This is a genomic window from Bifidobacterium leontopitheci, from assembly GCF_009193355.1.
Classification (GTDB): Bacteria; Actinomycetota; Actinomycetes; order Actinomycetales; family Bifidobacteriaceae; genus Bifidobacterium; species Bifidobacterium leontopitheci.
The window spans coordinates 39,081-62,395 of sequence record NZ_WBVT01000010.1; the positions used below are offsets into that span (position 1 = coordinate 39,081).

28 protein-coding genes and 2 tRNA genes are annotated in these 23,315 nt (G+C 62.6%); 10 read left to right on the forward strand and 20 right to left on the reverse strand.

The window, feature by feature from the left end; translation table 11 throughout:
* The first annotated feature begins 87 nt into the window (after positions 1-87).
* The 3 genes from F7D09_RS04785 (at position 88) to F7D09_RS04795 (ending at position 1,031) form a co-directional block, all read left to right on the forward strand.
* Positions 88-735 (forward strand): DUF4190 domain-containing protein, encoded by a 648-nt coding sequence (locus F7D09_RS04785; RefSeq protein WP_226835964.1) that lies wholly within the window; start codon positions 88-90, stop codon positions 733-735.
* 102 nt (positions 736-837) lie between these two features.
* Positions 838-911, forward strand: a tRNA-Asp gene (locus tag F7D09_RS04790).
* Positions 912-955: 44 nt separating this feature from the next.
* Positions 956-1,031 (forward strand) — tRNA-Phe (locus F7D09_RS04795).
* Between the two features lie 121 nt (positions 1,032-1,152).
* Here F7D09_RS04795 and F7D09_RS04800 read toward each other — a convergent pair.
* The 12 genes from F7D09_RS04800 to F7D09_RS04850 all read right to left on the reverse strand — a co-directional run bounded on the left by F7D09_RS04800 (position 1,153) and on the right by F7D09_RS04850 (position 7,504).
* Positions 1,153-1,773 carry a hypothetical protein gene (locus F7D09_RS04800; protein ID WP_152234275.1) on the reverse strand — a complete coding sequence of 207 codons (621 nt, stop codon included), beginning with the start codon at positions 1,771-1,773 and terminating at the stop codon, positions 1,153-1,155.
* Between the two features lie 565 nt (positions 1,774-2,338).
* Positions 2,339-3,226, reverse strand: a complete 888-nt coding sequence (locus F7D09_RS04805) for a phage major capsid protein (RefSeq protein ID WP_152234276.1) — start codon at positions 3,224-3,226, stop codon at positions 2,339-2,341.
* 166 nt (positions 3,227-3,392) lie between these two features.
* Complete coding sequence (locus F7D09_RS04810; protein ID WP_152234277.1) at positions 3,393-3,881, reverse strand: hypothetical protein; 489 nt, start codon at positions 3,879-3,881, stop codon at positions 3,393-3,395.
* Positions 3,878-4,051 (reverse strand): hypothetical protein, encoded by a 174-nt coding sequence (locus tag F7D09_RS11115; RefSeq protein ID WP_193312333.1) that lies wholly within the window; start codon positions 4,049-4,051, stop codon positions 3,878-3,880. Before F7D09_RS11115 ends, F7D09_RS04810 begins: the two co-directional genes overlap by 4 nt.
* Positions 4,048-4,227: a hypothetical protein gene (locus F7D09_RS04815; protein WP_152234278.1), complete on the reverse strand. Its 180-nt coding sequence runs from the start codon at positions 4,225-4,227 to the stop codon at positions 4,048-4,050. Before F7D09_RS04815 ends, F7D09_RS11115 begins: the two co-directional genes overlap by 4 nt.
* A gap of 45 nt (positions 4,228-4,272) precedes the next feature.
* Positions 4,273-4,680 carry a hypothetical protein gene (locus tag F7D09_RS04820; RefSeq protein ID WP_152234279.1) on the reverse strand — a complete coding sequence of 136 codons (408 nt, stop codon included), beginning with the start codon at positions 4,678-4,680 and terminating at the stop codon, positions 4,273-4,275.
* Positions 4,677-4,883 (reverse strand): hypothetical protein, encoded by a 207-nt coding sequence (locus F7D09_RS04825; RefSeq protein ID WP_152234280.1) that lies wholly within the window; start codon positions 4,881-4,883, stop codon positions 4,677-4,679. The genes F7D09_RS04820 and F7D09_RS04825 overlap by 4 nt, the downstream gene beginning before the upstream one ends.
* Before the next feature lie 361 nt (positions 4,884-5,244).
* Complete coding sequence (locus F7D09_RS04830) at positions 5,245-6,384, reverse strand: AAA family ATPase (RefSeq protein WP_152234281.1); 1,140 nt, start codon at positions 6,382-6,384, stop codon at positions 5,245-5,247.
* Between the two features lie 5 nt (positions 6,385-6,389).
* Positions 6,390-6,794, reverse strand: coding sequence for a hypothetical protein (locus F7D09_RS04835; protein WP_152234282.1), 405 nt, complete (start codon positions 6,792-6,794; stop codon positions 6,390-6,392).
* The gene (locus tag F7D09_RS04840) at positions 6,791-7,009 is read right to left on the reverse strand and encodes a hypothetical protein (protein ID WP_152234283.1); all 219 of its coding nucleotides are present in this window, start codon (positions 7,007-7,009) and stop codon (positions 6,791-6,793) included. The genes F7D09_RS04835 and F7D09_RS04840 overlap by 4 nt, the downstream gene beginning before the upstream one ends.
* On the reverse strand, positions 6,996-7,292 hold the full coding sequence (locus tag F7D09_RS04845) for a hypothetical protein (protein WP_152234284.1): 297 nt from the start codon (positions 7,290-7,292) through the stop codon (positions 6,996-6,998). The genes F7D09_RS04840 and F7D09_RS04845 overlap by 14 nt, the downstream gene beginning before the upstream one ends.
* Positions 7,289-7,504, reverse strand: a complete 216-nt coding sequence (locus tag F7D09_RS04850) for a helix-turn-helix transcriptional regulator (protein ID WP_152234285.1) — start codon at positions 7,502-7,504, stop codon at positions 7,289-7,291. The genes F7D09_RS04845 and F7D09_RS04850 overlap by 4 nt, the downstream gene beginning before the upstream one ends.
* Before the next feature lie 111 nt (positions 7,505-7,615).
* Here F7D09_RS04850 and F7D09_RS04855 point away from each other — a divergent pair, with 111 nt between their 5' ends.
* The 4 genes from F7D09_RS04855 (at position 7,616) to F7D09_RS04870 (ending at position 12,831) form a co-directional block, all read left to right on the forward strand.
* Positions 7,616-8,281 (forward strand): hypothetical protein, encoded by a 666-nt coding sequence (locus tag F7D09_RS04855; protein ID WP_152234286.1) that lies wholly within the window; start codon positions 7,616-7,618, stop codon positions 8,279-8,281.
* A gap of 2 nt (positions 8,282-8,283) precedes the next feature.
* Positions 8,284-9,438 (forward strand): site-specific integrase, encoded by a 1,155-nt coding sequence (locus F7D09_RS04860; protein ID WP_152234287.1) that lies wholly within the window; start codon positions 8,284-8,286, stop codon positions 9,436-9,438.
* A 484-nt stretch (positions 9,439-9,922) separates the two neighbouring features.
* Entirely contained in the window at positions 9,923-10,852 is a 930-nt protein-coding gene (locus tag F7D09_RS04865; RefSeq protein ID WP_226835966.1) for a sulfite exporter TauE/SafE family protein, read from the forward strand.
* A 557-nt stretch (positions 10,853-11,409) separates the two neighbouring features.
* Positions 11,410-12,831: a tyrosine-type recombinase/integrase gene (locus F7D09_RS04870; protein WP_152234288.1), complete on the forward strand. Its 1,422-nt coding sequence runs from the start codon at positions 11,410-11,412 to the stop codon at positions 12,829-12,831.
* A 378-nt stretch (positions 12,832-13,209) separates the two neighbouring features.
* On the opposite strand, the gene F7D09_RS04875 is transcribed toward F7D09_RS04870, so the two are convergent.
* The 6 genes from F7D09_RS04875 to F7D09_RS04900 form a co-directional block, all read right to left on the reverse strand.
* Complete coding sequence (locus tag F7D09_RS04875) at positions 13,210-14,619, reverse strand: P-loop NTPase family protein (protein ID WP_152234289.1); 1,410 nt, start codon at positions 14,617-14,619, stop codon at positions 13,210-13,212.
* A 275-nt stretch (positions 14,620-14,894) separates the two neighbouring features.
* Positions 14,895-15,083, reverse strand: a complete 189-nt coding sequence (locus F7D09_RS04880) for a hypothetical protein (RefSeq protein ID WP_152234290.1) — start codon at positions 15,081-15,083, stop codon at positions 14,895-14,897.
* Between the two features lie 213 nt (positions 15,084-15,296).
* The gene (locus tag F7D09_RS04885; RefSeq protein WP_152234291.1) at positions 15,297-15,542 is read right to left on the reverse strand and encodes a hypothetical protein; all 246 of its coding nucleotides are present in this window, start codon (positions 15,540-15,542) and stop codon (positions 15,297-15,299) included.
* Positions 15,529-15,870 carry a hypothetical protein gene (locus tag F7D09_RS04890; protein ID WP_152234292.1) on the reverse strand — a complete coding sequence of 114 codons (342 nt, stop codon included), beginning with the start codon at positions 15,868-15,870 and terminating at the stop codon, positions 15,529-15,531. The genes F7D09_RS04885 and F7D09_RS04890 overlap by 14 nt, the downstream gene beginning before the upstream one ends.
* A gap of 72 nt (positions 15,871-15,942) precedes the next feature.
* Positions 15,943-16,227, reverse strand: a complete 285-nt coding sequence (locus F7D09_RS04895; RefSeq protein WP_152234293.1) for a hypothetical protein — start codon at positions 16,225-16,227, stop codon at positions 15,943-15,945.
* Positions 16,228-16,281: 54 nt separating this feature from the next.
* Positions 16,282-16,695, reverse strand: coding sequence for a hypothetical protein (locus F7D09_RS04900; protein ID WP_152234294.1), 414 nt, complete (start codon positions 16,693-16,695; stop codon positions 16,282-16,284).
* 317 nt (positions 16,696-17,012) lie between these two features.
* On the opposite strand from F7D09_RS04900, the gene fucO reads away from it, so the two are divergent.
* Positions 17,013-18,164, forward strand: a complete 1,152-nt coding sequence (fucO, locus tag F7D09_RS04905; RefSeq protein ID WP_152234295.1) for a lactaldehyde reductase — start codon at positions 17,013-17,015, stop codon at positions 18,162-18,164.
* A 129-nt stretch (positions 18,165-18,293) separates the two neighbouring features.
* Here fucO and F7D09_RS04910 read toward each other — a convergent pair whose 3' ends face one another.
* Positions 18,294-19,172, reverse strand: a complete 879-nt coding sequence (locus tag F7D09_RS04910) for a glycosyltransferase (RefSeq protein WP_152234296.1) — start codon at positions 19,170-19,172, stop codon at positions 18,294-18,296.
* Between the two features lie 196 nt (positions 19,173-19,368).
* Here F7D09_RS04910 and F7D09_RS04915 point away from each other — a divergent pair, with 196 nt between their 5' ends.
* Together F7D09_RS04915 and F7D09_RS04920 are read left to right on the forward strand one after the other, a co-directional pair.
* The gene (locus tag F7D09_RS04915; protein ID WP_226835968.1) at positions 19,369-21,003 is read left to right on the forward strand and encodes an AI-2E family transporter; all 1,635 of its coding nucleotides are present in this window, start codon (positions 19,369-19,371) and stop codon (positions 21,001-21,003) included.
* On the forward strand, positions 21,003-22,226 hold the full coding sequence (locus tag F7D09_RS04920) for a glycosyltransferase family 2 protein (RefSeq protein ID WP_152234297.1): 1,224 nt from the start codon (positions 21,003-21,005) through the stop codon (positions 22,224-22,226). The genes F7D09_RS04915 and F7D09_RS04920 overlap by 1 nt, the downstream gene beginning before the upstream one ends.
* Before the next feature lie 311 nt (positions 22,227-22,537).
* Here F7D09_RS04920 and F7D09_RS04925 read toward each other — a convergent pair whose 3' ends face one another.
* A complete protein-coding gene (locus F7D09_RS04925) occupies positions 22,538-23,167 on the reverse strand; it encodes a hypothetical protein (protein ID WP_152234298.1) in 630 nt (209 codons plus the stop codon).
* Positions 23,168-23,315: the final 148 nt, after the last annotated feature.

Here is a 23,315-nt window from a genome sequence, read left to right on the forward strand (position 1 = left end):
CGGATACCATGGTATCGGTAGAAGTTGTCATCGCGTCACGCCGCCCGATATGCGTGCGGCGTGTCAGCGAATCGCACAAGGGGGTCGATGATGTCATCGAACGATTTCAATCCCATGCCGGACGATGGGGGAGCGCAGGAGTCGCAGCCGCAGGGGCAGACGCCGTATGGCCCGCAGGACTATGCGGCCCAGTCCTATGGGGCGGCCGACGGCTCGGGGCAGGGTGCGCCATACGGCGGGCGGCCGTATCCCCAGCAGGGTGACGTGCCGCCCTACGGCTATGGCGGCGCCAACGGCTCCGCTCCGTATGCGGGCGGTCCGGCCGGCTATGGGGCGGCCGGGTATCCGCAGTATGGCCAGTACCAGCAGCCGGCGTACTATGCGCCGGTGAACAAGTGGAACACGATGTCCATCATCGGGTTCGTGCTGTCGTTCGTGTTCGCTCCCGCGGGGCTGATTCTCTCTATCATCGCGCTGCGTGAGATCAACCGCACCCGTGAGCAGGGCAAGGCGTTCGCCATCGCGGGCATCGTCATCAGTGCGATCGCCGTGGTCATCATGGTGATTGCCATTGTGATCGCGGTGATTGCGGTTATCTATGTGGCGAACCATCCGGAAAGCTGGAGCGGATCGTACTGCGTGAACGGCGACTGTCACTACAAGGACTATGGGGACAGCGATTTCAGTGCTGCGTTCGCCGGTCTGACGGCATTGCGCACGGTGCTGCCGTTCTGATGGTGGTGGGTCAAAATCGTTGGAATCACAGGCGACACGCCGCGAGTTGCGTAACCGCTGGAAACCTGTAATATATTCATTCGTTGCTTCAAACAAGCACACGGCCCCGTAGCTCAGTTGGTTAGAGCGCCGCCCTGTCACGGCGGAGGTCACCGGTTCAAGTCCGGCCGGGGTCGCTTGAATGTGAAGATTCGGTTTTTGCTGGATTTTTGTGTTCACTGGCTCTGTAGCTCAGTTGGTAGAGCGAGCGACTGAAAATCGCTAGGTCAGCGGATCGATGCCGCTCGGAGCCACCAAAGGAAACCCCGTAGGTCGCAAGACTTGCGGGGTTTCGTGGTTTTTCCCCTCCTGACTTACTCACCATAAACCCGTTGACTCACCATAAACTCACCACATTTAGATACATAAACCGGTCGGCTATCGGAGTCGCTCGATGACGTTCCAAAGAAACGCCAAATCAGGGAGCTGCCGGCCGCTGGACGGGTGGCGTCTGCCGGTGACGGTCATGTACCGGCCGACGCTGTAGGCCTCGATGTTCATGCCAAGTTCGTTTCTGATCTTCAGGCCGGGGCGTTCATCCATCCGCCCCCAGATGTGCAGGCCGTCGCCGGACGGGCTGATCTCGATGTAGGCAGTGCCGGCGACGGGGGCTATGAGCATTTTCGCCCAGGGCGTCAGGTGGTGCCGATTGTCATAGCAGTGGTCGAGGTCGATGCACGCGAACCCGTCACCGAGCATGAAGCCGGTTCCGTCGCCAGCGCGGGACGCCTCGACGCTCCCCAGACAATCCCACGTCGTTGGGTCGGAGGTGGAGGCGGGGGAGCCGTTAGCCATGATCGGCCGTTTGGTCGCGCTGCCGCCGCGCATGGTCTTCGCCCAACGGCACCAGCGCACGGTAAGCCGCATTTCAAGCGGGTAGTCGACTGCCTTGCGCAGCCGGTGCGCGGCCATGCGGCAGGCGTCGGAACAGTAGCGCCGAGGCCTGCCGTGCCCTTGCGGCTCAGGCAGCGGCTTACGGCAGTGTTCGCAGAGATTCATACACTAATACTATAACGTAACAGGCTCTAAAACAACTTGAAAGTGTTGATATTGCAAGGCTAAACACGTTTTGTAACGCAGTAAAAAAACAGTGGCGCACGCTATAATTGGAGATTGTCGCACGAATGAAGATAGCCCTTGTAGGCCGCGTAAACGCCGCCTACAAGGGCTATCGCAATCAACCTAACGGAAAATGCCTCAGTTGAGAAAACAGGGGTCTGAGGCGTATGTATGACCGGAAGTGCTATCCGGCGGTCTTACCGGCTACGCCGGGGAGTCCCCTCCCACCCCCGTAAAGGGGTATCGGGCCCCGGCTCTGCTAGCAGGGCGGCGAGCGTTTGCGCTTCGTCGCTGTTGAGCCGCCAGATTCTTGACTGGTCTCCGCCTTTCTGGATCGTTACCGTTCCATCTTGCCATATGTAGCAGTGCAGCGTGTCGAACGGGCATTGCTGTTGTTCCTGGATGTCGAACCGTTGCGGGTCGGGCGGCGACACGCGGCGTGGGGACGTGTCCCGCGTGACGCCTGTATCCGTCCCGCTGGTCGTGGTGGTGCCAGTGCCCATGGCTACTTGCCCGTGCCTGTGGCGTTCGTCCCGATGGTGAGCTTGGCGAGGCGGTTGGGGTGCAGCACCCCGAACCCGAACCGGAAGGTCACGCGCACGGCGAGGCTGTCGCGGTCAAAGAACACGTCCTGCGATGTGGCGAGCTTGACGGTGCCGCACGAGGACAGCACCTCGGTCTTGTCGATGATCAGCAGTGTATCCTTCGGCGCCTGGGCGTTGAGCACGACGGGGATGCCGTACAGTGCGGGGGTCGGGCTGTTGGCGATGTCCTGGGCGATGAGGGGGCGGCCGTTCGCGTCGGCGAGGCGCAGCAGCTTGGCCCATGCGCCGTATCCCATGATGATGGCGGTGGGGGTCGCACCGTTGTCGCCTAGCGTGCCGAGCGTCTCCAGAAGCGGGTTGATGCTTGAGGTGATCGCGCCGCCGTCAACGATGCCGGGCGTGTTCACGAGGCCGGCCGGTTCGCCGTGGGGCGGCGAGTACAGGCCGCCCTCGATGCTGCCGGCCGCCTCCTTGGCGGTGTTCGTGAGGAACATCTGGTCGGCCTTCTTGACGATGCCGCGCTTGAGCGAGTCCGACATGAGGGTTTCCACGCCGCTGTAGTTCGTGGATTCGTTCGATAGGACGGTGAGCAGGGCGAGCTTCTTCGTGTACACGGTCAGTTCGCTCACGGTCGGCGGCGTGTCGTCGATCGTGTCGCCTTCCGCGTACACCTTGGCCTCGGGGTTGTCGGCGACGAACGGGATGTGCATGACGGGTTCGTCGCCCTCGATGGTGGGCCCCTTGGTGCTCTGGGTGAGCACGAGCGCGTCGGAGAGCACGTCTTCGACGGGGAACATGCTCGAGTCGGAATACAGGCCCTTGTTGTCGTCTGTGGTGATGATTGCCATGGTCTTGGCCTTTCCGCGATCCCACCGGATATGACTATGGGATCGCCTGAAACGAATGAATTGCGTTTGTCGGCGATCCCACGGGGATCAATGCCCAGGGCGTCCAGCGCCCGGAAGAGTCCGGCCTACGCTCCCACGGGGATGCGTGCGGCCTGTACCCCCTATCCTACAGGCTGCCGAACCTGTCGGCGAGCGCCGCGTCGAAACCGCGCGGGCGGGCGGTCGGGTCCGTGCCGCCAGTGGGCCGGGCGCGTGACCTGACCAAGGGCGATCCGGCGCGGGACATGTAGGGGTGTGCCTTGAGCTGTTCGGCGGCGAGCGCCGCCACGGCGTCGGCGTCCGGGCTGCCGGTCGGGTACAGTTCGGCGAGCTGTTCGTCGGTCAGGGCGGCGGCGACGTCGCGAGCGGCCTCACTGGTGAGGCCGTTGTGGTTGAGGCCGGCCAACGCGGCGGCGATGCCGTCGCGGCGCATGATGGACACGGCCTCTTTGAGGCTGTCGCGTTCGGCCTGCGCTTCGCGCAGCTGTCGCCGGTAGTTCGCCGCCTCACGGCTGAGCTTGGCGATCCGTTCGTTCTCCTGCGGGCTTTCCGTCTCGGAAGGCGGGGATGGTGGCGTGGTCTGCGCGTCCGTGGTCTGGTTCTGTTCGTCGCTCACGATTGGCCTCCGTTCTGTGCTTCGAGCGCGTCCGCGATGCGTTCGAGCGCGTCCACGGCGCGGGCCATGGCCTCGTAGACGAACCGGTCGCGCGGCGTCGGGTTGTTCGCCGGGTCCACTTGGAACGGGTTCAGGATCCCGCTGTCGGCGGTCTGTTTCATGGTTCTCATCGGTGTTCCTCCTTGGTTGGTGGTTGGGTCAGGTCGTTGCGGCGCTTCAGTTCGTCGGCGATCCGGCATAGTGCTTGGAGCATGTCGTCGCGTTGCGCTCCGTTGCCGAGTTCCGTCAGGTATCGGGCTTCGAGGGATGCGGGCGAGCGTGTGCCGTGCCTTCGTCGTCTTGTCATGGTTGTTTTTCCTTTCTGTGCGGTGCCGGTATGCGGCGGGTATCCTCACAAGCATGTGCCGATGATCTCCTTGATGTGGCGGCGCGTCCAATCGAGCGCTTCCGCGCAGTCGTCCAGCCAGGTTTGCAGACGGTCGGTCTCGTTGGCGAGGTCGGCCAGTTCGTCCGGCGTCATGTCCGCGTACATTTCGCAGCCGTCCGGGGATAGCCCGTTCGAGAGCGTCCCGTCGCTGAACACGTCCAGGGAGAACGAGAGGCCGAACGCGTCGGACTCGCTGTCGAACACGACGAGGGACGGGTCGTGCATGTCGAATGTCTCGAACCTCCAGCCGGGCGTGTGCGATAGTTGCAGGCGTGGCGGTGGTGGCAGCAGGTCGGGCCATGGGCGTCCGTCCGCGAGCGCCGGCCGCGTGCCGGCTGTCGTTGCTGCCGTGGTGGTGACGGTGGTGGTCATGATGCGGCCTCCTGAAGGTCGGGTTGCGTCCAGGTGCCGAGCCTGCTGTCGGAGAGGATGCTGGCGGCTTCGCACAGCGGGCATGACACCCATGCGCCGGCGAGGTCGTGGCGTGTGGCGTGCTGTCGCCGTGTGACGGGCAGACCGCATAGGGTGGCGTGCGTGCGGGGCGCTGCCAGGTGGATTATGGGGGGAGTGTTCATGGTGCTGTCTCCATGGTTTTTCTTGTAACGGTTAAACCGTTGGTATTACTGGGTTTTCAGGCTATCGGCCGTTTTGGGTGGGGTAGTAATCCGGGGTAGTGAAAAACGTTGGTATTGCAACGTTTTCGCGGGTTCGGATTACTACCCCGCGGCGCGTATTCACGCGCGCGCGTGCGCGCGCGGGGGAATGCTCAGGGGGGTAGTAATCCAAGGTGGCTTAAACCGTTGGAATTGCAACGTTGTTCACTACCCCACAGGGTGCCGGAACGGGGTAGTAATCGCCGGTCGGCGGGTGCTTGATATCGTTGGAATTCCAACGTTTTCGCATGGTCGCGGTTTCGGGCTGCGGGGCGCATGTTCACTACCCCCTTCCGTCCGTGCTGGTCAGGCTCCACAGGTAGCCGCGTCCGCGTCCCGTGTGCTCGGGGTCGGGGGTCGAGGCTATGAGTCCGGGGTGCCGTTCGCGCAGACGCTGCAGCTGCTTGACGGTGTACCCGCGTTCGTCGGCCATGTCGGCGATCTGCCGGAACGGCGTCGCCCCGTGCTCTTCGAGGTAGCCGGTGAGCCATTCGAGGGCTTCGCCGCGTTCCTTCGGTTCGGACGGCGGCGGTGTCTGCGTGCGGTTGATGACCTCGTTGACGCTGCGTTTCGTGGGCATGAGGCCGGTGACCTTGGGCACGCTGAACACGTTGCCGTCGTCGTCGGCCACGTCCACGCCCATGAGCCCGTAACTGTACGAGTCGCCCTGCGCGGTCGTGTAGCTGCTCTTGTCCAGGGTGAGCACGCAGTCGCCGTTGTCGTCGTCCTTGGCGATCTGGATACTCGAGCGGATCACGTCGCGGAACGCATGGGAGCCGCTGATCTTGTCGGACGCGTAGCCGGCGCCCTTGTTGAAGTGCAGGATGCCGACGACGGCGATGTTCATGCGGTCGGCGAGCGCCGCCAGCGGGTCGAGGCAGCGGCGCACGTCGTCCCTCTTGTTGGTGTCGCCGTCCATGGCGGACGTGATGGGGTCGATGATCCAGAGGCGCACGTCGGATTCGTCCAGGGCGGTCTCGATGTCGTGCAGGTCGTCAGGTATGCGGATGCCGCCAAGGGTGCCTTCCGTGCCTGACGAGATGTCGAGGAACATGACGCGGTTGAGGTCGGCGCCGGCCGCCTCCAGCCTCATGCGGACCATGCTCTTGCTGTCCTCGATGCAGCTGATGGCGACATGCACGGGGTTGCCGTTCCAGTCGCCGGCGAGGGTGCCGCGCGTGGCCTGTGCGGCCTTGTAGAGGCTGAACGTGCTTTTTGACACGCCTGCGCGTCCGGCTATCAGCGTGATCATGCCCACGGGTATGAGTGGCATGTCGAGGAACCTTGGCCGGTGTTTCGCCACCGACAGGGCGGGCGTGAACATGGGGCGGCGTGACGCCTGCTCCTCGTATCGTCGCGTGTCGTTCATGATCCGGTCGGCCATGTGCCTGGTGTACGCGCCTGCGTCTATGGCGAGCGTCATGGCCTTCACCCCCTTCTTTCGGTCGCGGCCTTCGCCAACGCCTTGGCCAGTCCGGCGTTGTAGGCGGCCGTGTACTTGTTCGCGTACAGGTGTCGCGTGCCCTGCGGCCACTCTCCGCCCGGCGTCTCACGGGTCAGGACGGCAGGGGAGTCCGCAGTGGCGGCGTCCTGCAGCGTGGTCTCCTTGAGGTGGCGGCGGCACCATGCGATGACGCAGCGGCGTTCATAGACGGGCGTGCCGTCCGGTCGGCTCTCATGGTCGGGCCCGTGCCCCATGCGCCGCCAGGTGCGCAGCGTCGAGAGAGGCAGGCCGAGCACGGCGGCGACGACGTTCTCGGTGGCGCGGCGTGGCAGCTGCCGGGCGGCCGTGACCTGTTCCATGGTGGTCTCGACGGCGGGGATGGCGTTCATTGTTCCCGCTCCAGTCTGCCGGCTATGAGTTCGAGCGTCGCGGCCGTGCCGGCGAGCAGCAGCGCGGGAGGGAACACGCCGCCCGAGAGCGGCAGAAGCGCCGTCAGCAGGATTACGGCGGCGACATGGTAGAGGATGCCTGAGAGCGCCATACGCGCGTTCTCGGGCGGTTCCGGGCTGTGTTTCGGCGTGGTTGGCGGGTCAGTGCGTCTCATGGTCGGCGTCCTTGTCTTCGATGACGGTCCCGGTCTCGGGGTCGAGGCCTTCGAGCAGGCGGCGCAGCGCGCGGATGGCGGGCGGGTCGAGCCGGATCGCGGTGGCGGTGATCAGGTCGTCGCCCATGGCGAGCGCCACGTGTCGGCCGTCCCTGCTGCGCGTCGCGTGCAACGGGCGGTTGGGGAATTCGGGGTTGCTTACCGTGATCCCGCGTGTGCCGTTGACGGTCCGGGCTGCCACGGTCTGGTCGGGGAGCGGCGGGTACAGCGATGCGGCGCTCATTGCTCCACCTCCTCGCTGTCGTCGGCGGCGTGCTGTGATTTCTCCCAGGCCTCGACGTCTTCGGGCCTCCAGCGGAGGGCGCGGCCCACCTTGATGCTGGGCGGCAGCGATCCGGGCCGGTAGCAGGTCATGTGATAGACGCCGTTGACCGATTTGCCGTAGCGTTTGGCGATATCCGCCACGGTCAGCAGCGTCTCCGTCTTCTGATGCATCCAATTACCTCCAGCTATGTCAATTTGTATACTGATGTAAAACAACATAACTTCAGATAGAGCAAAATGCAAATTGTTGCATCTAGTTGGCGTGTCTTATAATTGGATGTCATGAGATATCAAGATTTCCTACCGGCCCCATGGGAAGAGCTAGAGAACGGTCTGCCGACCGACGAACAGGCCGCCTTGGAGCGCGTGGTCGGTTCGCGGATCGCGTACGAGGACCTGACCGACGACGACGTGGCGAGAGACGGCGCGCAGTCGTTCCCCAGGTCGTTGCGCGCGCGTTGGGCTATGGGCCACCGCTGGGTGAGGTTGCGCAACCGGGATACCGGTGACGAGTTCGTGCTGCGTCTCCAGTTCAAGGGCGACGGGACGCGAGAGGCGTACGTGTCCGCCGTGATCTCGCCATTCCAGAATGGAAGGGAGACCACAGGGGCGCAGCTTCGCGCGCTGCCGGTGTCCGCCATAGGCGCCGCGTATACGAAGCGCGAGATAGGCAACGCGGTGGCCTTGAATCGTGCCCTTGTGCTCGGGAATGCTATTGACGAAGACCCCTTGAAGCCGTTGCCGAACGGTCGCGTCACAGACCAGGCGTTTCTAGCCAAGGTCGGAAGGCAGTACGACGCTATGGAGGAACGGCACGCCGGCGAGGACGTCGGCGCGATGATGGCCGAACTGAATGGGGTCGCGCCATCCACGGCTAGAAAGTGGTTGACGGCTGCGCGTAAGGCGTTGTTCCTCATGCCGGTGGCGGCCGGCCGCAAGCGGGGCTAGCCATGGCACGGCCACGCCTCCCATTGGGCGCGCTCGGCAACATCAGCGTGACCGAGCAGCCGGACGAACGCGGCATGTACCGCGCCAAGGCGAACTATCGGAGGGCAAACGGCACACTTGGTCAGGTCACGCGATGGCGCAAGAGCAGGATCAAGGCGCGATTGGCGGTGCAAGCCGCATTCGGGCAGCTGGACGACGCGGCAAGCGCGTCGATAAGCCCGAACACGCGCATGAGACGGCTTGCGGACCTGTTCATCGAGGAAAAGAAGGCGCGACGCGCGCCCGGAACCGTCCAGACGTACCAGGTCGCCATAGACGCGCACATCAAACCCGGGCTGGGTGACCTGTCGATCCGCGAGGCCGGCAGCACGCAACGGCTGAACGACTTCATAACCCGCGTCGCCAAGGACCACGGGCACGGCGCCGCAAAGAACTGCCGGAGCGTCCTATCCGGCATGATGGCCATGGCCGTGCGCAACGGCGCACTAGACCGCAACCCGGTGCGCGAGGTCGAACGGATAGAGAAGCCGGGCAGGCCAGGCAGCACGCCCATACCACCGGAACGGCTGGGCGGGTTCCTCCACGCCGTATGCCAGGACGAACACATGAAGGCGAGCGGGTACGCCGACGTGTTCCGCATGATGGCCGGCACCGGTATGCGCATGGGCGAGCAATTGGGCATTACGTGGGATGCAATCGACTTCGAGAAGAACATGATCCATGCCGTACAGCAGGCCAAGTACCTGAAGGGCAAGGGCGCGGTGTTGCAGCGGTTCCCCAAGACTCACGCAAGCAGAAGGTCTATCACGGTACCGGACTCGGTTATGGCCGTGCTGCGTGAGCGCCGGGCGCTGGGGTTGCCGAGTGATCTGGGTCTGGTGTTCGTCAACGCGGACGGCGGCGTGGTGGACCCCAACAACGTGGAGCGCGCGCTGAGGGAACGGCGGGACGCTCTCGGGTTCCCGGGCGTCACGTCCCACTCGCTACGCAAGTGCGTGGCGACGATGCTGGACGACGCAGGCCTGAGCGCGCGGCAGATAGCCGACTACCTCGGGCACAGCAAGCCGAGCATGACCCAAGACGTGTACATGCAGCGCAGCCGGAGCACGGCGGATTCCGCGCGGCTCCTCCAGCAACGGCTCGACGGGTTGCTGTAGCCGACTATCCGCACACTAACCATAAACTCACCACATTTAGATACAGTCAACTACACCCCAATACATCACCGGAAGGCGGATAGGCGCCGGAAGACGGCCGTTTGTACATCTACTTGCATCTACATACAACTGTTAACAAAAAGCTCGGATAAATCGCTAGGTCAGCGGATCGATGCCGCTCGGAGCCACCAAAGGAAACCCCGCAGGTCGCAAGACTTGCGGGGTTTCGTGGTTTTCGTGCTCGGATTTCGTGGTTTCAACGCTTCGTGGCTTTCACGTGCCGGTGAGGCAGCGCGCCGCGAAGCGTCGCACAGTGCCTTGCTTGTGTCACGCGGACCGCCCGACCCGGGTGATGCGGTTCCCGCAATCCTTGGAATACGTGGGTTTGCGGGTGGTGTGTCACGTGGCCCGGGCGGCCCGCGTGACATAAGGCAGATGATATGGCGGGGGCGGTGCGGCTGCGTGCGGACTACAGTAGGGGCCCATGGCAACCAAGCAACATGAACAGACGACCTTGACATCCGCGGGTGACACGACTCCCGGCGGCGATGGGATGTCCGCAGACGGCACGTCGACCGTAGCCGGCACGCCGGCCGTAGACGACGCGGCGACGGGACATGGCGGCGGCAAGCGGTTCTCCCTGCGTGAGTTTGCGGTGCTGCTGGCGACCGGTCTGGCTTGCGGCGTCCTGTCCGGACTGTTCGGCATCGGCGGCGGCACGATCATCGTCCCTGCGCTGGTCTGGCTGGGCTTGAGCCAGCGTCACGCGGCGGCGACCTCGCTTGCCGCCATCGTGCCCACGTCGATCTCCGGCGTGGTGTCATACGCGACCGAAGGCAACGTGAACTGGCTTGCCGCGGCGCTGCTGGCCGTCGGCGTCATCGGCGGCAGTCAGCTCGGCAGCCTGCTGCTCAGCAAGCTGCCGGAGATCGCGCTGCGATGGATATGGGTGGCGTTCCTGGTGTTCGTCATCGTGCAGCAGATCGTCTACACGCCGCTGCGCGACGGTCATCTGGTATTACACGTCTGGTCTGGCGCGCTGCTGGTGCTGCTCGGCGTGGTGGTCGGCTCGCTGGCAGGTGTGCTCGGCATCGGCGGCGGCGCCATCATGATGCCGGCGCTCTCGTTCGGGTTTGGTGCGAGCGACCTCATGGCCCGCGGCACGTCGCTGCTGGTCATGTTCCCCGGAGCGATATCCGGCACCGTTGCCAACTGGAAGCGCGGCATCGTGCACCTGCGCAGCGGACTGATCGTCGGCTGTGGCGCGGTGGTGACCGCTCCGCTCGGCACGATGATCGCAGGCCTGATCTCGCCGCGAGCTGGCTCGCTGCTGTTCGCCGCCTGGCTGACGCTGCTCGCTGTCCGCGGCATCTGGACGGCGCTCACATTGCAACGGGGGAGTAGGGGCGCCTGATGACGTCGTGCCAGTCAGCCTCGTCCGGTCAGCCTCGTCCGGTCAGCCTCGTCCGGTCAGCCTCGTCCGGTCAGCCTCGTCCGGTCAGCCTCGTCCGGTCAGCCTCGTTCGGTCGATGTGCGCTGCCTCCATGGCTCATTGTTGTCACAACGTGCACCTACCCGCTGTGACAGCAAGCGCTGATAGCTTGCAATCATTGGGGTTTCGCTGATACGTCACAGCGGGTAGGTGCACGTTGTGACAACGACGGGGTGGTGAGGCGGATGATGGTGTGCGGCATGTCATGACGGTCCGTCCCGCATCGGCGACACGCCTAGATGATTGCGATGCCATTCCCAGCGTTCTCCCAGCATACGCGGTAAGATAAGAGCCGTACAGCAACGAAGCGGGGATTGAGTTCCCGTGTACCGTTTCAAAGGAGAGCCATTATGGTGTATCGCATGATTTTGCATCCCATGTACTGAATCGTTGAAAAATAGCCATTTCTTCTTCTTGACGTTGCGCAAAAGCGCAACTTTTTTGTGTCATTGATTGTGTCATTGTGGTACGCTCAAACCATGCGAAAGAAGGATGGCCTCGCGGGGCACGACTGCATCATCGAGACGACGAACAACAACCGACCCGTGTACAAGGCAGTGCGGTACTACTACGACATGAACGGCCAGCGTCGCTTCATCACAGGGTTCGCCCCTCGTCCATCGGATGACGCCCCGCAGATCGAGAAGGACGCCGCGCGGCAGGCCGCTATCCTTGCCCTACAACGGAACGTCCAGCGACGGCTCGAAACCCCCCGACCGGTACGTAGCCGGAAGCACCGTCTATCCGAGGCTATTGATGGTTGGTGGGACGAGAAGGATCTGAAGAACATCGCGGACTCCAGCCGCGACATCTACCGGCGCGAGATCGACAACCATCTACGGCCCAACGCAGACCGTCCAGACAAGCCCATTGCGGAGTACACGACGGAGGAGCTACAGGCCATCGTGGACGGCCACCCCAGCATAGCGAGGTTCATTCAGGGCATCTGGGGCTATGCCGAGCGTATGGGATGGTTGCCAAGGGGGAAGAACCCCGCGCAGTATCTCAGGGTCGAAAGCAAGCCGAAGATACGCGATTCCCAAGAGCGATACGTGGAGGACTGGATCCGTCATGCGGGACACCTGCTCTACTGGCTCAGCGACCCGAACAATACCTACCACCGACGTTGGTATGCGTTCTTTCTCATCGAGCTTGTATGCGGCTTGAGACGTGGTGAGGTATGCGGCTTGAGATGGGGGTGCGTTGATCTGCGGGCCACGCACGAATCAATCCGTGTCGAGGGTACCGTCATCGAGGTAGGGGGGAAGCGTCGAGAACAGCCCTACGGCAAGACCGACTCGTCACAGCGAACGATTCACATTCCCCGACGTGTGGAGGATGCACTACGTGCCATACGCCCGGCGCATCCAGACCCGAACGACCTCGTTTTCCATACCCAACGAGGAACCCCGCTCAAGCCCAGCTATACGGGGGAGCAATGGAACATCATCCAGCGAGCCTTCTACAACAGCGAATTGAATCCCGCTGACCCGCTCGACAAGACCCAATGGAGCAAAGGAGGCTATACCCCGTACCGATGGAGACAGCACGACAATCGACACATCTTCGCATCGATTTTGGAGATGGAAGGCATCGACTTTGCCGTGCGTCAAGACCTACTGGGACATGCCCGGCCAAGCGTGACCGATCGCTATACCCAGACGACGAAAGCGAAACGACGCGAAGCCATCGAGCTTGTCGATGACGCACTGCTCTACCACGGTGAACCGAACAAAGACAGGATAGCGGCCCAATGGATAGACCAGCGCAAACCGAAACCCCAGCCGATCCGCATCACCGAACCGGTCCAGCCCAAAGACACAGCGAAGGAGCTACGCAGACTCGCAGATGGTCTCAAGCCAAGGCAAAGTACGAGCCGCATCCGGAGGAAGACCACCTGAGCCTGAGAGCCGGTTTCAGCTCATGTCTGTACGGGGTATCGAAAAAGGCCGGAATCGCTTCTCAGCGTTCCGACCCTTCACCAGCATCAAGCACCTGCTTGGTCTTGGTTGATAGTTCGATTTCAGCGTTCCTCAACCCCGCTCGTCTGCGGCCCCCACACACCAGCACCCCGGCCCCTGCCACACCCGGATCAGCCGAGGCCACGGACGCACCCGAAACGGGCCGACGGAACGAACGGACAAACAAGGACTCCGGCAAAGGCCACCTCATTTGTCCGTTCGTTCCTTTCCTCGGCCCGAGGGCGCATCCCGCACCTCGACACCCGGCGAGGCAGAAACCGAACGCACTCAGCACATCGGAGCCGCTACGAGCGGGCATCACACTTCATCCCAATCTCCATCAGCCTGTGCCTTCGCTCGTTTCGCTTGCAGATCCGCTACCTGCCTATCCCGCTTCGCTACCTGCTCGGCCAGCCGCTTTTCGGAACAGCCCAGCTCCTGCATCATACCCAGCACGCTTTCCGCCTTCGGTAGGTCAGGCCAGACCGGCCCCGAAACCTGCTTGAACCTCACCGTATCGAAGTCGTCATCCAGCATCACTTCCACCGTCGAGACTCGACGCTCCAAAACACGATCCCCATCATGGGCCAGATCCTCTTCCGAATACCAATCCCGCATAGGAGCATTGGACGAAACGATCAACAACGAGAAAAGGGCATATTTGTCGTGATACCTCGCGCTGAGTTTCGTCCCCGGTCGCCCGTTGTACCATCTTGAAACATCTCCCAGCGGCGGTACCCAGCCACGACCGAAATCATCCCACACGACCGTGTCCTGACCGAGATAGTCATCGAACGGATGCTCACCCTGCGCTTCAAAGTATGGCCGTCCCCGACGCTTTGCGAGACAGCCAGCATACAACGTCTTTCCCACACCCGACTTCCCCACTAGGCATAGAATGTCCACGTCCCTCATACCGCTTTTCCATGCCCGATGCTTCATGCCAGCGGCAAATGCCCGATCCAAGTCCCTTGCGTAGGTGGTCAGCGACAGATCTTGAGCTATCAGCTCATCCGGATCCGTGCCTTCGAAAGCCTTTTCCCGTGCCTCATCACGAGCCACGAGGTCTTCCCTCTGCCCTTGCTTGCCTCCCATCACAAACCCGTCCGACATGTACGGGCCAGCGACTCGTGTAGTCTCCTTGCGGCAATACAGATCCGCGGCTTCCTTCTTCGACACCTTGCGACAATAGATGTCATACGGAAAGTACTTCAGGAACTTGGAGCCGTCTATCCGTGGCGTGTATACAACCATCTGTGCATGAGCATAGGGGGCTTTCCCATCTTCAGCGTTCGACCCAAGCTCGATCTGGAGTTCCCATTCCCAATCCTTGCCCCTATCGAGAATGGCCTTCAGCCTTGAAACAGCCTTTGTATACCGACGCTCATCATCCTCGGGGTATGCCTCATCCGCCCCTCCCAGCGTCCATACCGGGACAGTCAGAAAGAACGACTGACACTGACGGCCCAAATAGCGAGGATTTTCCTTGCCATCCAGATCCTTCTGCATCGAGATCGCGGCCTGAGATGCAGATGGACGAAACATCGCTTTGTCGCATACGCTACGGCATCCCTCGGCATATAGCCAGCGCCAGCCCAAGGACTCCGCATCATCGAAATCATCTTCCGGGCTATCCCACGGCACCGGGAATGCCGTATTGCCCCTACCGCGACCTTCCACGCGCTTCACAACGATTGATCCATCGTCCTGCCGGATATACTTCTTCATGTCAAACCTTTCTTGTTTGGTTGCCCCTCGGAGACCCAATCTCCGAGGGGCTTTTCTTGTGTTGCCCAGTCCTATATCGAGGCCTCTTTGTGTATGAAGTTGAGCAAATGTGTATGAAGTTCAGGGCAAATGTGTATGAAGTTCCAATGCCCCGCGAGGCCTACTCCCACAAGGGTTTTCAGCATTTGTGTATGAAGTTGCCACGTAGCAAGGCCTTTCAGGCCAGCCGCCGCACGGCGGCGGCTCCGTGGCAACTTCCACCCGGATCCATGTAGTCACTTCCCACGTTCCCGGGCAAAGGCCTGAGCCTCATCCAGCCGGTACAGCCACCGACCGCCGCGCTTGATGCACCAGCCATCGAAACGCCCCGCGACCCGCAGTTGCTTCACCCGCGACGGATCCCGGCCTAGAAGCCTCGCGAAGCTTGCCGCTGACAAGTACAGCACCCCGTCAATCTCATACATCCCGTCGTTCTCCTTTCCAAGGACGAAGGCCGGACGTCGGCCCGACACCAGCCCAATCCCGAAAGACCAGCACAGCCCCGGCGTCGATGACCCGGCCCCTTCCAACTCATTCCCCCAATACGCGCGAACCGACACAGCGGGTCGCTCCACCTACGCGCGGGGATACGTACAGCACCACCAGCAGTGCCGTAGTCTCGTAGGTGTCCAGCCGACTCACAAGCCGAAGGGTTTCTCCCGCCCCTCAGCCTCAAGCCGCTCGCGATCGGCCCAATACTTCTCGTTCTCCTTCTCAAGCCTTTTGGTCTTCTCAGACTCGGCCATGCAAGCCCATACAACGACGGCCAGAACAAGAAGCGCTATCAGGCCCAGCACCCAACCCGGGACAGGCACCGTGACCCACGTCGTCCACCACGACGCATCGGACCAACGCGGGTGCGTCAGCCACTCACCGATACTCATTGCCGTTCTCCTCTCCGAAGCTCATGCGACGCCGGGGCTTGCGCAGTACTTGCCCGGTAGGCCTTTCTCCACTGCTCGAAACCAGCTCTGGTGAATCGAGCATCACCGACTCCAACCCGTTCGGGTTCCCCTGAGGCATCCGTTCCCGGCGCTGAGGGGCTTCTTGCTCCTCCTGGCCGTTCACGTACCCCTCGACCAGCCAGATCATCAACTCCGTCAGCGTCTCGAACCGACGCCCCCGGCCTATGTCCCGATACAGCTCGTCCTTCAGGGACGAGTCCACCCAGAACTTGACGGCTTCCTTTCCGTCCTGCCTTGGTTTTCCCATGGCACTTCCTTTCCACAACGACACCGACCAACGCGGCTATCGCACCGCACACGAACCCGACCAGAAACAGCGTCATTCCTCGATCTCCACATCTTCCAGTCGCGCTCCGCGCTCCTCCTTCAATTGCTCCACGGCGTTCAATACCCCCACCGGTTCGAACAGCCCCTGAAACGCATCCTCGGAAACCGTCCGCTCGATGTACGAGCCATCGGCCTGATAGGAACGAGAAACAATCCCCTTCCGATCGGCCCATTCAACGAACTCGGACACCGAAACGCCAGTGCCTTTGAGGCAGACGGCCAGCGGGTAGATCTTGTTCACATCGAACGGCAAAGCAACATACTCGACCATTTTCATAGCCTTTCCCCTACGAGAAGGGGCCAGCCTCAGCCAGCCCCCTCCCTTGCCTCATCACTTGCCCTGCGGCCTCTGGGCCGGAACGAGGCCATCCACCAACACCGTGCAGTTCAAATAGCCCTTGTAGACCGAGAACGTCACCGTGACGTTCCCTTCAGGCACGAAGTCGGTACGCCGGGGGATTGTCATCGGCTGACGCACCCGCACCTTGACGCTCAGCACCTGTCGCTCGTATTCACCGGTGGTCGGATCCAACGCGGACGCTTCCAAGCCGCGAGCCTCATACGCGGGTGCCCCATCGAAAAGCTTCTTCTTCTGCGTGGCCTCTCCGTTCTCCCACTCCACAACGGGGCTGGTGGCCTCCACACGGTTGTTGGATGAGAAACGCCATCCGAAGATCTGCTCGAACTGCTCAGCAGTGAGGGTCAGCTTGCCGGGGTACACCACGGCGGAAACAGCATCAGACATGTCAGAACCTTTCTGTCTACCTACTCACGGGCCTTTCCCGTGCGTCACTATCCCTATATCGAGGAGAGCAAAACCCGGAAAACCCCGGTACAACGAGGAAAACGCGAAAAACCGCCTTCCGACGAACGGATTTGAAAAGTGTGAGATACATCACACTCGAAAAATGTGAGCTACGTCACACAATGGCAAATGCTGGGATAGGTACGCGCACGGCGCTATACTGGAACCGACAACAAGAAAATGTGTCATTGATTGTGTCATTTGGAACGAGCCAAGCGATGCAAACCCCAACAATGACAAGGCAAAGGAGCATATATATGGTCTATCGCATGATCTTCAACCAGACCGCGTATTTCGGCCGCGGCGCCATCAAGGAGATTCCGACCGTCGCCAAGTCCCACGGCTTCACCAAGGCGTTCATCGTCACCGATCCGATCCTGCTGAAGACGGGAACCGTCAAGAAGGTCACCGACGTGCTCGACGAGGCCGGCATGCCGTACGAGGTCTTCGACAACGTCAAGCCGAACCCGCCGGTCGAGTGCATCCAGGACGGCGTCAAGAAGTTCGCCGAGGCCGGCGCCGACTTCCTCATCGGCCTGGGCGGCGGCTCCCCGCAGGACACCTGCAAGGGCATCGGCATCATCACCGCGAACCCTGAGTTCTCCGACGTGCTGAGCCTTGAGGGCGTGGCCGACACGAAGAACCCGTCCGTGCCGATCTTCGGCGTGCCCACCACCGCCGGCACCGCCTCCGAGACCACCATCAACTACGTCATCACCGATACGCCGAACAAGCGCAAGTTCGTGGCCGTCGACCCGCACGACATCCCGATCGTCGCCTTCGTCGACCCCGACCTGACCGACACCATGCCGCGCGGCCTCAAGGTCGCCACCGGTCTCGACGCGCTCACCCACGCGATCGAAGGCTACATCACTCCGGGCGCCTGGGCGCTGTCCGACTGCCTGAGCATGCAGACCATCCGCATGATCGCCAAGAACCTCGCCAAGTCCGCCGACGGCGACATCCCCGCCGGCGAGCAGATGGCCTACGCCAGCTACATCACCGGCATGGCCTACTCCAACGTCGGCCTCGGTCTGGTGCACGGCATGGCCCACCCGCTGGGCGGCCGTCTGGGCGTGGCGCACGGCGTCGCCAACGGCATCCTGCTGGCCCCGGTCATGGAGTACAACAAGGACTACACGGGCGAGAAGTACCGTGACATCGCCGACGCGTTCGGCGTCGAGGACGCCTACACCGGCGACCTCGAGAAGGTGCGCGAGGAGGCCGTGCAGGCCGTCCACAAGCTGACCGTGGACCTCGGCAACCCGACCAAGATCAGCGAAGTCGGCGCCACCGAGGCCGACCTCGCCCCGCTCGCGCACGACGCCTTCCGCGACGTGTGCACGCCGGGCAACCCGCGCAAGCCCACCGAGGAGGACATCCTCGCCATCTACACCTCGCTGATGTGATCGTCGGGATGCGACGGTAACAGACCGGTATGAACGACTGCGGGCCGGAACCCCATCTGGTAGGGTTCCGGCCCGCAGTCGTTCATACCGGGTTTTGCGCCACGCCTAGCCGTCACGGCATCGCGCGCGTCACAGACTCGCGAAATCCTTCTTCGCCAGCTTGATCTGCTCGCTGAACCAGATCTGCTCGGCCGGGTTCACGTCCTTGGCGGCCAGATACTTCTGATACACCGGGTACAGCGCGTGCAGCCATGGGTACATTGCGTACAACCGCCGCTCGGTGTGATGCTCCCGCCAATGGTCCGGATGCGCGTCGAACGTGTTCTTGAACCGCTGCATGTACCGGTGGAACGACTTGAACGACGTGTCCATGCGCCGGGCCGAGATGCCGCAGATCATGCGCTGCGAATACACGGTCTTGAACCCGTGGCTGAGCAGGTGCAGCGAGACGTCGATGTCCTCGTGCATCACGTCCTCCTTGTCGCGGCACACCTCGCCGGCGATCGCATGCCATGCGGTGGCGCGCACCGCCATGTTCGAGCCGAACAGCAGCACCTGGTCGTCGTCGGCGCGGTACGTGTGGCGGCGGATCCAGTCGTCGCCGGTCAGGCCGGCCTTCTTGCCGGGCATGTCATAGTAGACGACCGGTCCGGTGGCGCCCATGGCCTGCGGGTCCTCGGTGAAGATGCCGGCGACGATCTCCACCCAGTCGGGCTTGAGCATGCAGTCGGCGTCCACACGGCCCAGCACGTCGCCGGTCGCCGCGTTCAGGCCGAAGTTGCGCGTGGGGATGAGACCCTGCTCGTCGTTCTGGTGCAGCAGCGTGACGGGGGCCTCGGGGTGCTCGCGCTGGAACTGCTCGACGATCTCGCAGGTGCGGTCGGTCGACTTGTTGTCGACGACGATCACCTCGTGTGGTGCTACGGTCTGGCGCGTCGCGTTCATCAGGCAGTCGGCGATGCGCTCCTCTTCATTCCATGCGGGGATGATTATCGAAACGTTGAGCATATCTACAGAATAAGTGGCTGGGCGTACACGCGGCAGCACGCCGGCTGTGCGCTGGTGCGCGCCTGCCGCTGCGGGGTGCGTCCGGTGCGGCGGACGCGGCCCACCTTCGCGCCGGCCCATGCGCTGCACCCTCGCGCCGGCATCCGGCCCGGCGCTCCCGGTACCGTGGCCACAAGGCTGGTTACAATGGGGAATCATGAGCGAAACGGATGATCGCAAACTTGATCTGGCGTCGGTGTTCCCCGCGAAGGGCGACCCCCGGCGCCCGCCGGACTGGTGGGGACGCGCGCTGCTGTATGCGGTGATCGCGGTGTACGGAGCGTACTTCGTGTGGCAGTCGTGGGGCAAGGTCTCCACGATCGTGCTGGACGTCGTCATCTCCATGTTCATCGCGCTCGCCGTCGAACCGCTGGTGCTCTCGCTGGTACGCCACGGCTGGAAGCGCGGCGTCGCCTCCGCGGTGTGCCTGATCGGCCTGGTGATCATCATCGTCGCGTTGCTCGCACTGTTCGGCAACATGTTCGTGCAGCAGCTGATCTCCATGGTCAGCGGCCTGCCGACGCTGTACACGCAGATCGTCGAGGCCGTCAAGGAGAACTTCTCGGTCGACATGCCGCGCATCGAAAGCCTCGGCTCCGAACTCATGAAGTACCTGCAGACCTCGGGCGCGGGACTCGCGAACCAGGCGCTGACCACCACGATGGGCGTGTTCAACTTCCTGCTCGACCTGCTCACCGTCATGATGGTCACCTACTACATCTCCGCGGCGGGCCCGAAGATGCGACGCAGCCTGTGCCAGTGGCTCGGCCCGAACACGCAGCGTCGCTTCCTGCTCGGCTGGACGGTCGCCCAGGAGCAGATCTCCGGATTCCTGTTCTCCCGGTCGATCCTCGCCGCCATCAACGCGCTGTGCACCGGCATCTTCCTGGAGATCATCCACGTGCCGTACGTGCTGCCGCTCGCGCTGTTCTGCGGCATCGTCTCGCAGTTCATCCCCACGGTCGGCACGTACATCGGCGGCGCGCTGCCCGTCCTGTTCGCGTGGGGGTCGAACGGCATCTGGTATGCGGCCGGCGTGCTCGTGTTCATCATCGTCTACCAGCAGGTCGAGAACCTGATCCTCTCGCCGAAGATCTCGCAGCGGACCATGGACCTGAACCCGTGCATCGCCTTCCTTGCGGTGCTGGTCATGGGCGCCGTGTTCGGCGCGCTCGGCGCATTCCTCGCGCTGCCGGTGACCGCCAGCCTGCAGGCCATCTTCAAGGTGTACACGAAGCGCTACGAGCTGGTGGAGTCGCCGCTGATGAGCGACCCGGTGCCGGTGAAGAAGTCGAAGGTGGTCGAGAGCGCCGAGGCGTTCAGCGAGCATGTCATCAAGCCGGTGAGCGACCACATGCCGCGCACGGTCAAGGGTGCGAGCCGTTACGTGCCGATCAGCGACGAGCTGCGGCAGCTGCGCGACGAGATCTACGAGATCGACGAGCCGAACGGCATCGACATCGAGGAGTCGACCACGGTCGCCATCCCCAAGGACGTGCTCTCCCGCAACGCGAAGTCGTCCGCGCTCGCCGCACGCCGGCATCGTCACGACGGCCATGGCAGCGCCGGTACCGCTCACCTGAGCGGCGTCGCCGACGAGCCGGAACCGGACGGCCGGACGATGTCCGCAGATGAGACGACGTCTGCACATAAGACAACGTCCGCGGCGGACGGCGAAACCGCTCGCGAGACGGCCGCCGCCAAGCCGACGACCGACTCCGCGACCGCCGACGACAGCAAGCCGGCACCCCGCAAGCCGGCACCCGACAACCCGAGAAGCAGGTGGCGCTGATGGTACTGCTCACAATCCTCGACATCGCCATGATGATCCTCGGCGGCGCGAGCGTCGTCTACCAGGCGTTCTACATCATCATGTCGCTGTTCTCCAAGCCGGTGCGCTTCCCGGACGCGCCGATGGACAAACGGTACGCCGTGCTCATCTCCGCCCGCAATGAGCAGGACGTCATCGGCAACCTCATCCACTGCCTGCACTCGCAGACCTACCCGAGCCGGCTCATCGACATCTGGCTCGTCGCCGACAATTGCACCGACGACACCGCGAAAGTCGCCCGCGACCTCGGCTGCCATGTGGTCGAACGGCACAACCTCGAGCAGATCGGCAAGGGGTATGCACTCACGTACCTGCTCGGCCACATGATCGACACGGGCGTGGCCGACGACTACGACGCCTATTTCGTGTTCGACGCGGACAACAAGCTCGACCCGCATTACGTCGAGGAGATGAACAAGGCGTTCCAGTCCGGCTTCCGCATCCTGACCAGCTACCGCAATTCGGTGAACCTCGCCGACAACTGGGTGTCGTCCGGTTCGGCGCTGTGGTTCATCCGCGAGTCGCGGTTCCTCAACAACTCGCGCATGATCCTCGGCTCCAGCTGCCATGTGGGCGGCACCGGCTTCATGTTCTCGCGCGAGGTGATGAAACGCAACAAGGGCTGGAAGTTCCATCTGCTCACCGAGGATCTGGAGTTCACCATGGACTCGATTCTGCACGGCGACCGCATCGGCTACTGCGGCACGGCGGTGCTGTACGACGAGCAGCCGGTCACGTTCCGGCAGAGCTGGCGGCAGCGGCTGCGCTGGAGCAAGGGGTTCCTGCAGGTGTTCCGGTATTACGGCATGGCGCTCGTCAAGCGTGCGGTGCGCGAGCGTGACTTCTCGTCCGTGGACTTCACGCTGCTGCTGTGTCCGTTCACGCTACTCGGCATGATCAGGATCGCGTTGGGTCTGCTGTTCGCCGCGTTCGGTTTCGTGACGTGGCCGAGCCAGCTGACTTCCGTGTCAGGATGGCTGTCCGGCATCGTGACGACCGTGCTGACGATGATGGTGATCGCCGCGATCACGGTCGTGGCCGAACGCGACCACATCGGCGCCACCAATAAAGAGCTGTTCGCCTACGTGCTCAGTTTCCCGATCTACATGCTCAGCTACGTGCCGATCTCATTCCAGGCGATCTTCTCCAAAGCCCAGTGGAAGCCCATCGTCCACAAAGGCTGACGGCCTTGTTCTTGGCTTCCTCCGAAATCGGATGATGCAGGTCAAGCGTGACAATCGAGGGACGCTCCCCCAGTCACGGCCTGCGGCCGTGCCAGCCCCCTCCACCGAGGGGGCCGAGAAATGCCGGTCGCGTGGCGAGAGTTCTGCTGGTTTCGATGTGCTCAACCGTGAAGCCGGCGATGGAATATCCCGCTACGCGACTGGCGCCGCTCGGCCTCCTCGGTGGAGGGGGCTGGCAGCCGTAGGCTGACTGGGGGAGCGACCCCGCGGCTGTAGGTCGCAGAAAAACACGGTATCGCGTGAAACGCGCCTCAGCTCTCATGCGTCTGGCATGCGGTGTATTGCGCGGCCTTCTGCTGGTCGTACGAGGCGTTCGACGGGTCCTCGTACTTGCCGAATTCCTTGGCGTTGCGGCTCTCATCGGTGATGATGTCGATGTAATCCTGACGGGTGAGCGACTGGTCGACCAGCTTGTGCTTCTTCAGGCATTCGACGACCATCTCGACGCCATCCCGATTATCCGGGTTCCACTGCATCTGCTGGTAGGTGGGCACGATGAGCATATAGTCCGTTTGCGTGCGGCACTGATCGATGATGGCGTCGCCCTCCTCCTTGGTCAGCGTGTTGCCCAGGTCGGTGTAGCTTTCGCCTTTGGAGTCGAACGACACGGTCATGTTGTGCTTCTTGAGACACGCGTCATAGGCGGAGGTGAATTCGGAGAATTCGGCCGCAGTGATGTCGCCGTCCTTGAGAATGCCTTTGCCGAGGCTGGTCTTGGCCTTTTTGGCGTCCTGCTTGATCTGCTGCGCCCATGTGACGTGCTTCTTCTGGCTGTCACTGTTCGTGGAGGCGGCGGTGCCGCATGACGCGGCAAGCGTCACGACGGCACCGCACAGCAGTGTGCACAACATCCGCCGCCATGGATGACCGATTGATGACATGGGTGCTCCTTACATCATTGTTCTGCTGCTTACCGTGAACGATGCCGGACGTTGACGATCATCCGGCGCAGACGTCTAAGACGCCGTATCGTTCTGTGCTTCCGCTCTCGCCGCTCTTGCGAGGTACCGTACAGCCCTGTACCTGTGC

What these genes read in the sequence shown, in the direction of transcription:
- fucO (WP_152234295.1), top strand. Translation starts at nt 17,013, where the DNA reads ATGGTCTATCGCATGATCTTCAACCAGACCGCGTATTTCGGCCGCGGC.
- F7D09_RS04890 (WP_152234292.1), bottom strand. Translation starts at nt 15,870, where the DNA reads ATGGGAAAACCAAGGCAGGACGGAAAGGAAGCCGTCAAGTTCTGGGTG.
- F7D09_RS04865 (WP_226835966.1), top strand. Translation starts at nt 9,923, where the DNA reads ATGGCAACCAAGCAACATGAACAGACGACCTTGACATCCGCGGGTGAC.
- F7D09_RS04835 (WP_152234282.1), bottom strand. Translation starts at nt 6,794, where the DNA reads ATGAACGCCATCCCCGCCGTCGAGACCACCATGGAACAGGTCACGGCC.
- F7D09_RS04900 (WP_152234294.1), bottom strand. Translation starts at nt 16,695, where the DNA reads ATGTCTGATGCTGTTTCCGCCGTGGTGTACCCCGGCAAGCTGACCCTC.
- F7D09_RS04880 (WP_152234290.1), bottom strand. Translation starts at nt 15,083, where the DNA reads ATGTATGAGATTGACGGGGTGCTGTACTTGTCAGCGGCAAGCTTCGCG.
- F7D09_RS04915 (WP_226835968.1), top strand. Translation starts at nt 19,369, where the DNA reads ATGAGCGAAACGGATGATCGCAAACTTGATCTGGCGTCGGTGTTCCCC.
- F7D09_RS04815 (WP_152234278.1), bottom strand. Translation starts at nt 4,227, where the DNA reads ATGACAAGACGACGAAGGCACGGCACACGCTCGCCCGCATCCCTCGAA.
- F7D09_RS04830 (WP_152234281.1), bottom strand. Translation starts at nt 6,384, where the DNA reads ATGACGCTCGCCATAGACGCAGGCGCGTACACCAGGCACATGGCCGAC.
- F7D09_RS04895 (WP_152234293.1), bottom strand. Translation starts at nt 16,227, where the DNA reads ATGAAAATGGTCGAGTATGTTGCTTTGCCGTTCGATGTGAACAAGATC.
- F7D09_RS04800 (WP_152234275.1), bottom strand. Translation starts at nt 1,773, where the DNA reads ATGAATCTCTGCGAACACTGCCGTAAGCCGCTGCCTGAGCCGCAAGGG.
- F7D09_RS04840 (WP_152234283.1), bottom strand. Translation starts at nt 7,009, where the DNA reads ATGAGACGCACTGACCCGCCAACCACGCCGAAACACAGCCCGGAACCG.
- F7D09_RS04805 (WP_152234276.1), bottom strand. Translation starts at nt 3,226, where the DNA reads ATGGCAATCATCACCACAGACGACAACAAGGGCCTGTATTCCGACTCG.
- F7D09_RS04860 (WP_152234287.1), top strand. Translation starts at nt 8,284, where the DNA reads ATGGCACGGCCACGCCTCCCATTGGGCGCGCTCGGCAACATCAGCGTG.
- F7D09_RS04875 (WP_152234289.1), bottom strand. Translation starts at nt 14,619, where the DNA reads ATGAAGAAGTATATCCGGCAGGACGATGGATCAATCGTTGTGAAGCGC.
- F7D09_RS04885 (WP_152234291.1), bottom strand. Translation starts at nt 15,542, where the DNA reads ATGAGTATCGGTGAGTGGCTGACGCACCCGCGTTGGTCCGATGCGTCG.
- F7D09_RS04845 (WP_152234284.1), bottom strand. Translation starts at nt 7,292, where the DNA reads ATGAGCGCCGCATCGCTGTACCCGCCGCTCCCCGACCAGACCGTGGCA.
- F7D09_RS04850 (WP_152234285.1), bottom strand. Translation starts at nt 7,504, where the DNA reads ATGCATCAGAAGACGGAGACGCTGCTGACCGTGGCGGATATCGCCAAA.
- F7D09_RS04920 (WP_152234297.1), top strand. Translation starts at nt 21,003, where the DNA reads ATGGTACTGCTCACAATCCTCGACATCGCCATGATGATCCTCGGCGGC.
- F7D09_RS04910 (WP_152234296.1), bottom strand. Translation starts at nt 19,172, where the DNA reads ATGCTCAACGTTTCGATAATCATCCCCGCATGGAATGAAGAGGAGCGC.
- F7D09_RS04855 (WP_152234286.1), top strand. Translation starts at nt 7,616, where the DNA reads ATGAGATATCAAGATTTCCTACCGGCCCCATGGGAAGAGCTAGAGAAC.
- F7D09_RS11115 (WP_193312333.1), bottom strand. Translation starts at nt 4,051, where the DNA reads ATGAGAACCATGAAACAGACCGCCGACAGCGGGATCCTGAACCCGTTC.
- F7D09_RS04870 (WP_152234288.1), top strand. Translation starts at nt 11,410, where the DNA reads ATGCGAAAGAAGGATGGCCTCGCGGGGCACGACTGCATCATCGAGACG.
- F7D09_RS04785 (WP_226835964.1), top strand. Translation starts at nt 88, where the DNA reads ATGATGTCATCGAACGATTTCAATCCCATGCCGGACGATGGGGGAGCG.
- F7D09_RS04825 (WP_152234280.1), bottom strand. Translation starts at nt 4,883, where the DNA reads ATGAACACTCCCCCCATAATCCACCTGGCAGCGCCCCGCACGCACGCC.
- F7D09_RS04925 (WP_152234298.1), bottom strand. Translation starts at nt 23,167, where the DNA reads ATGTCATCAATCGGTCATCCATGGCGGCGGATGTTGTGCACACTGCTG.
- F7D09_RS04820 (WP_152234279.1), bottom strand. Translation starts at nt 4,680, where the DNA reads ATGACCACCACCGTCACCACCACGGCAGCAACGACAGCCGGCACGCGG.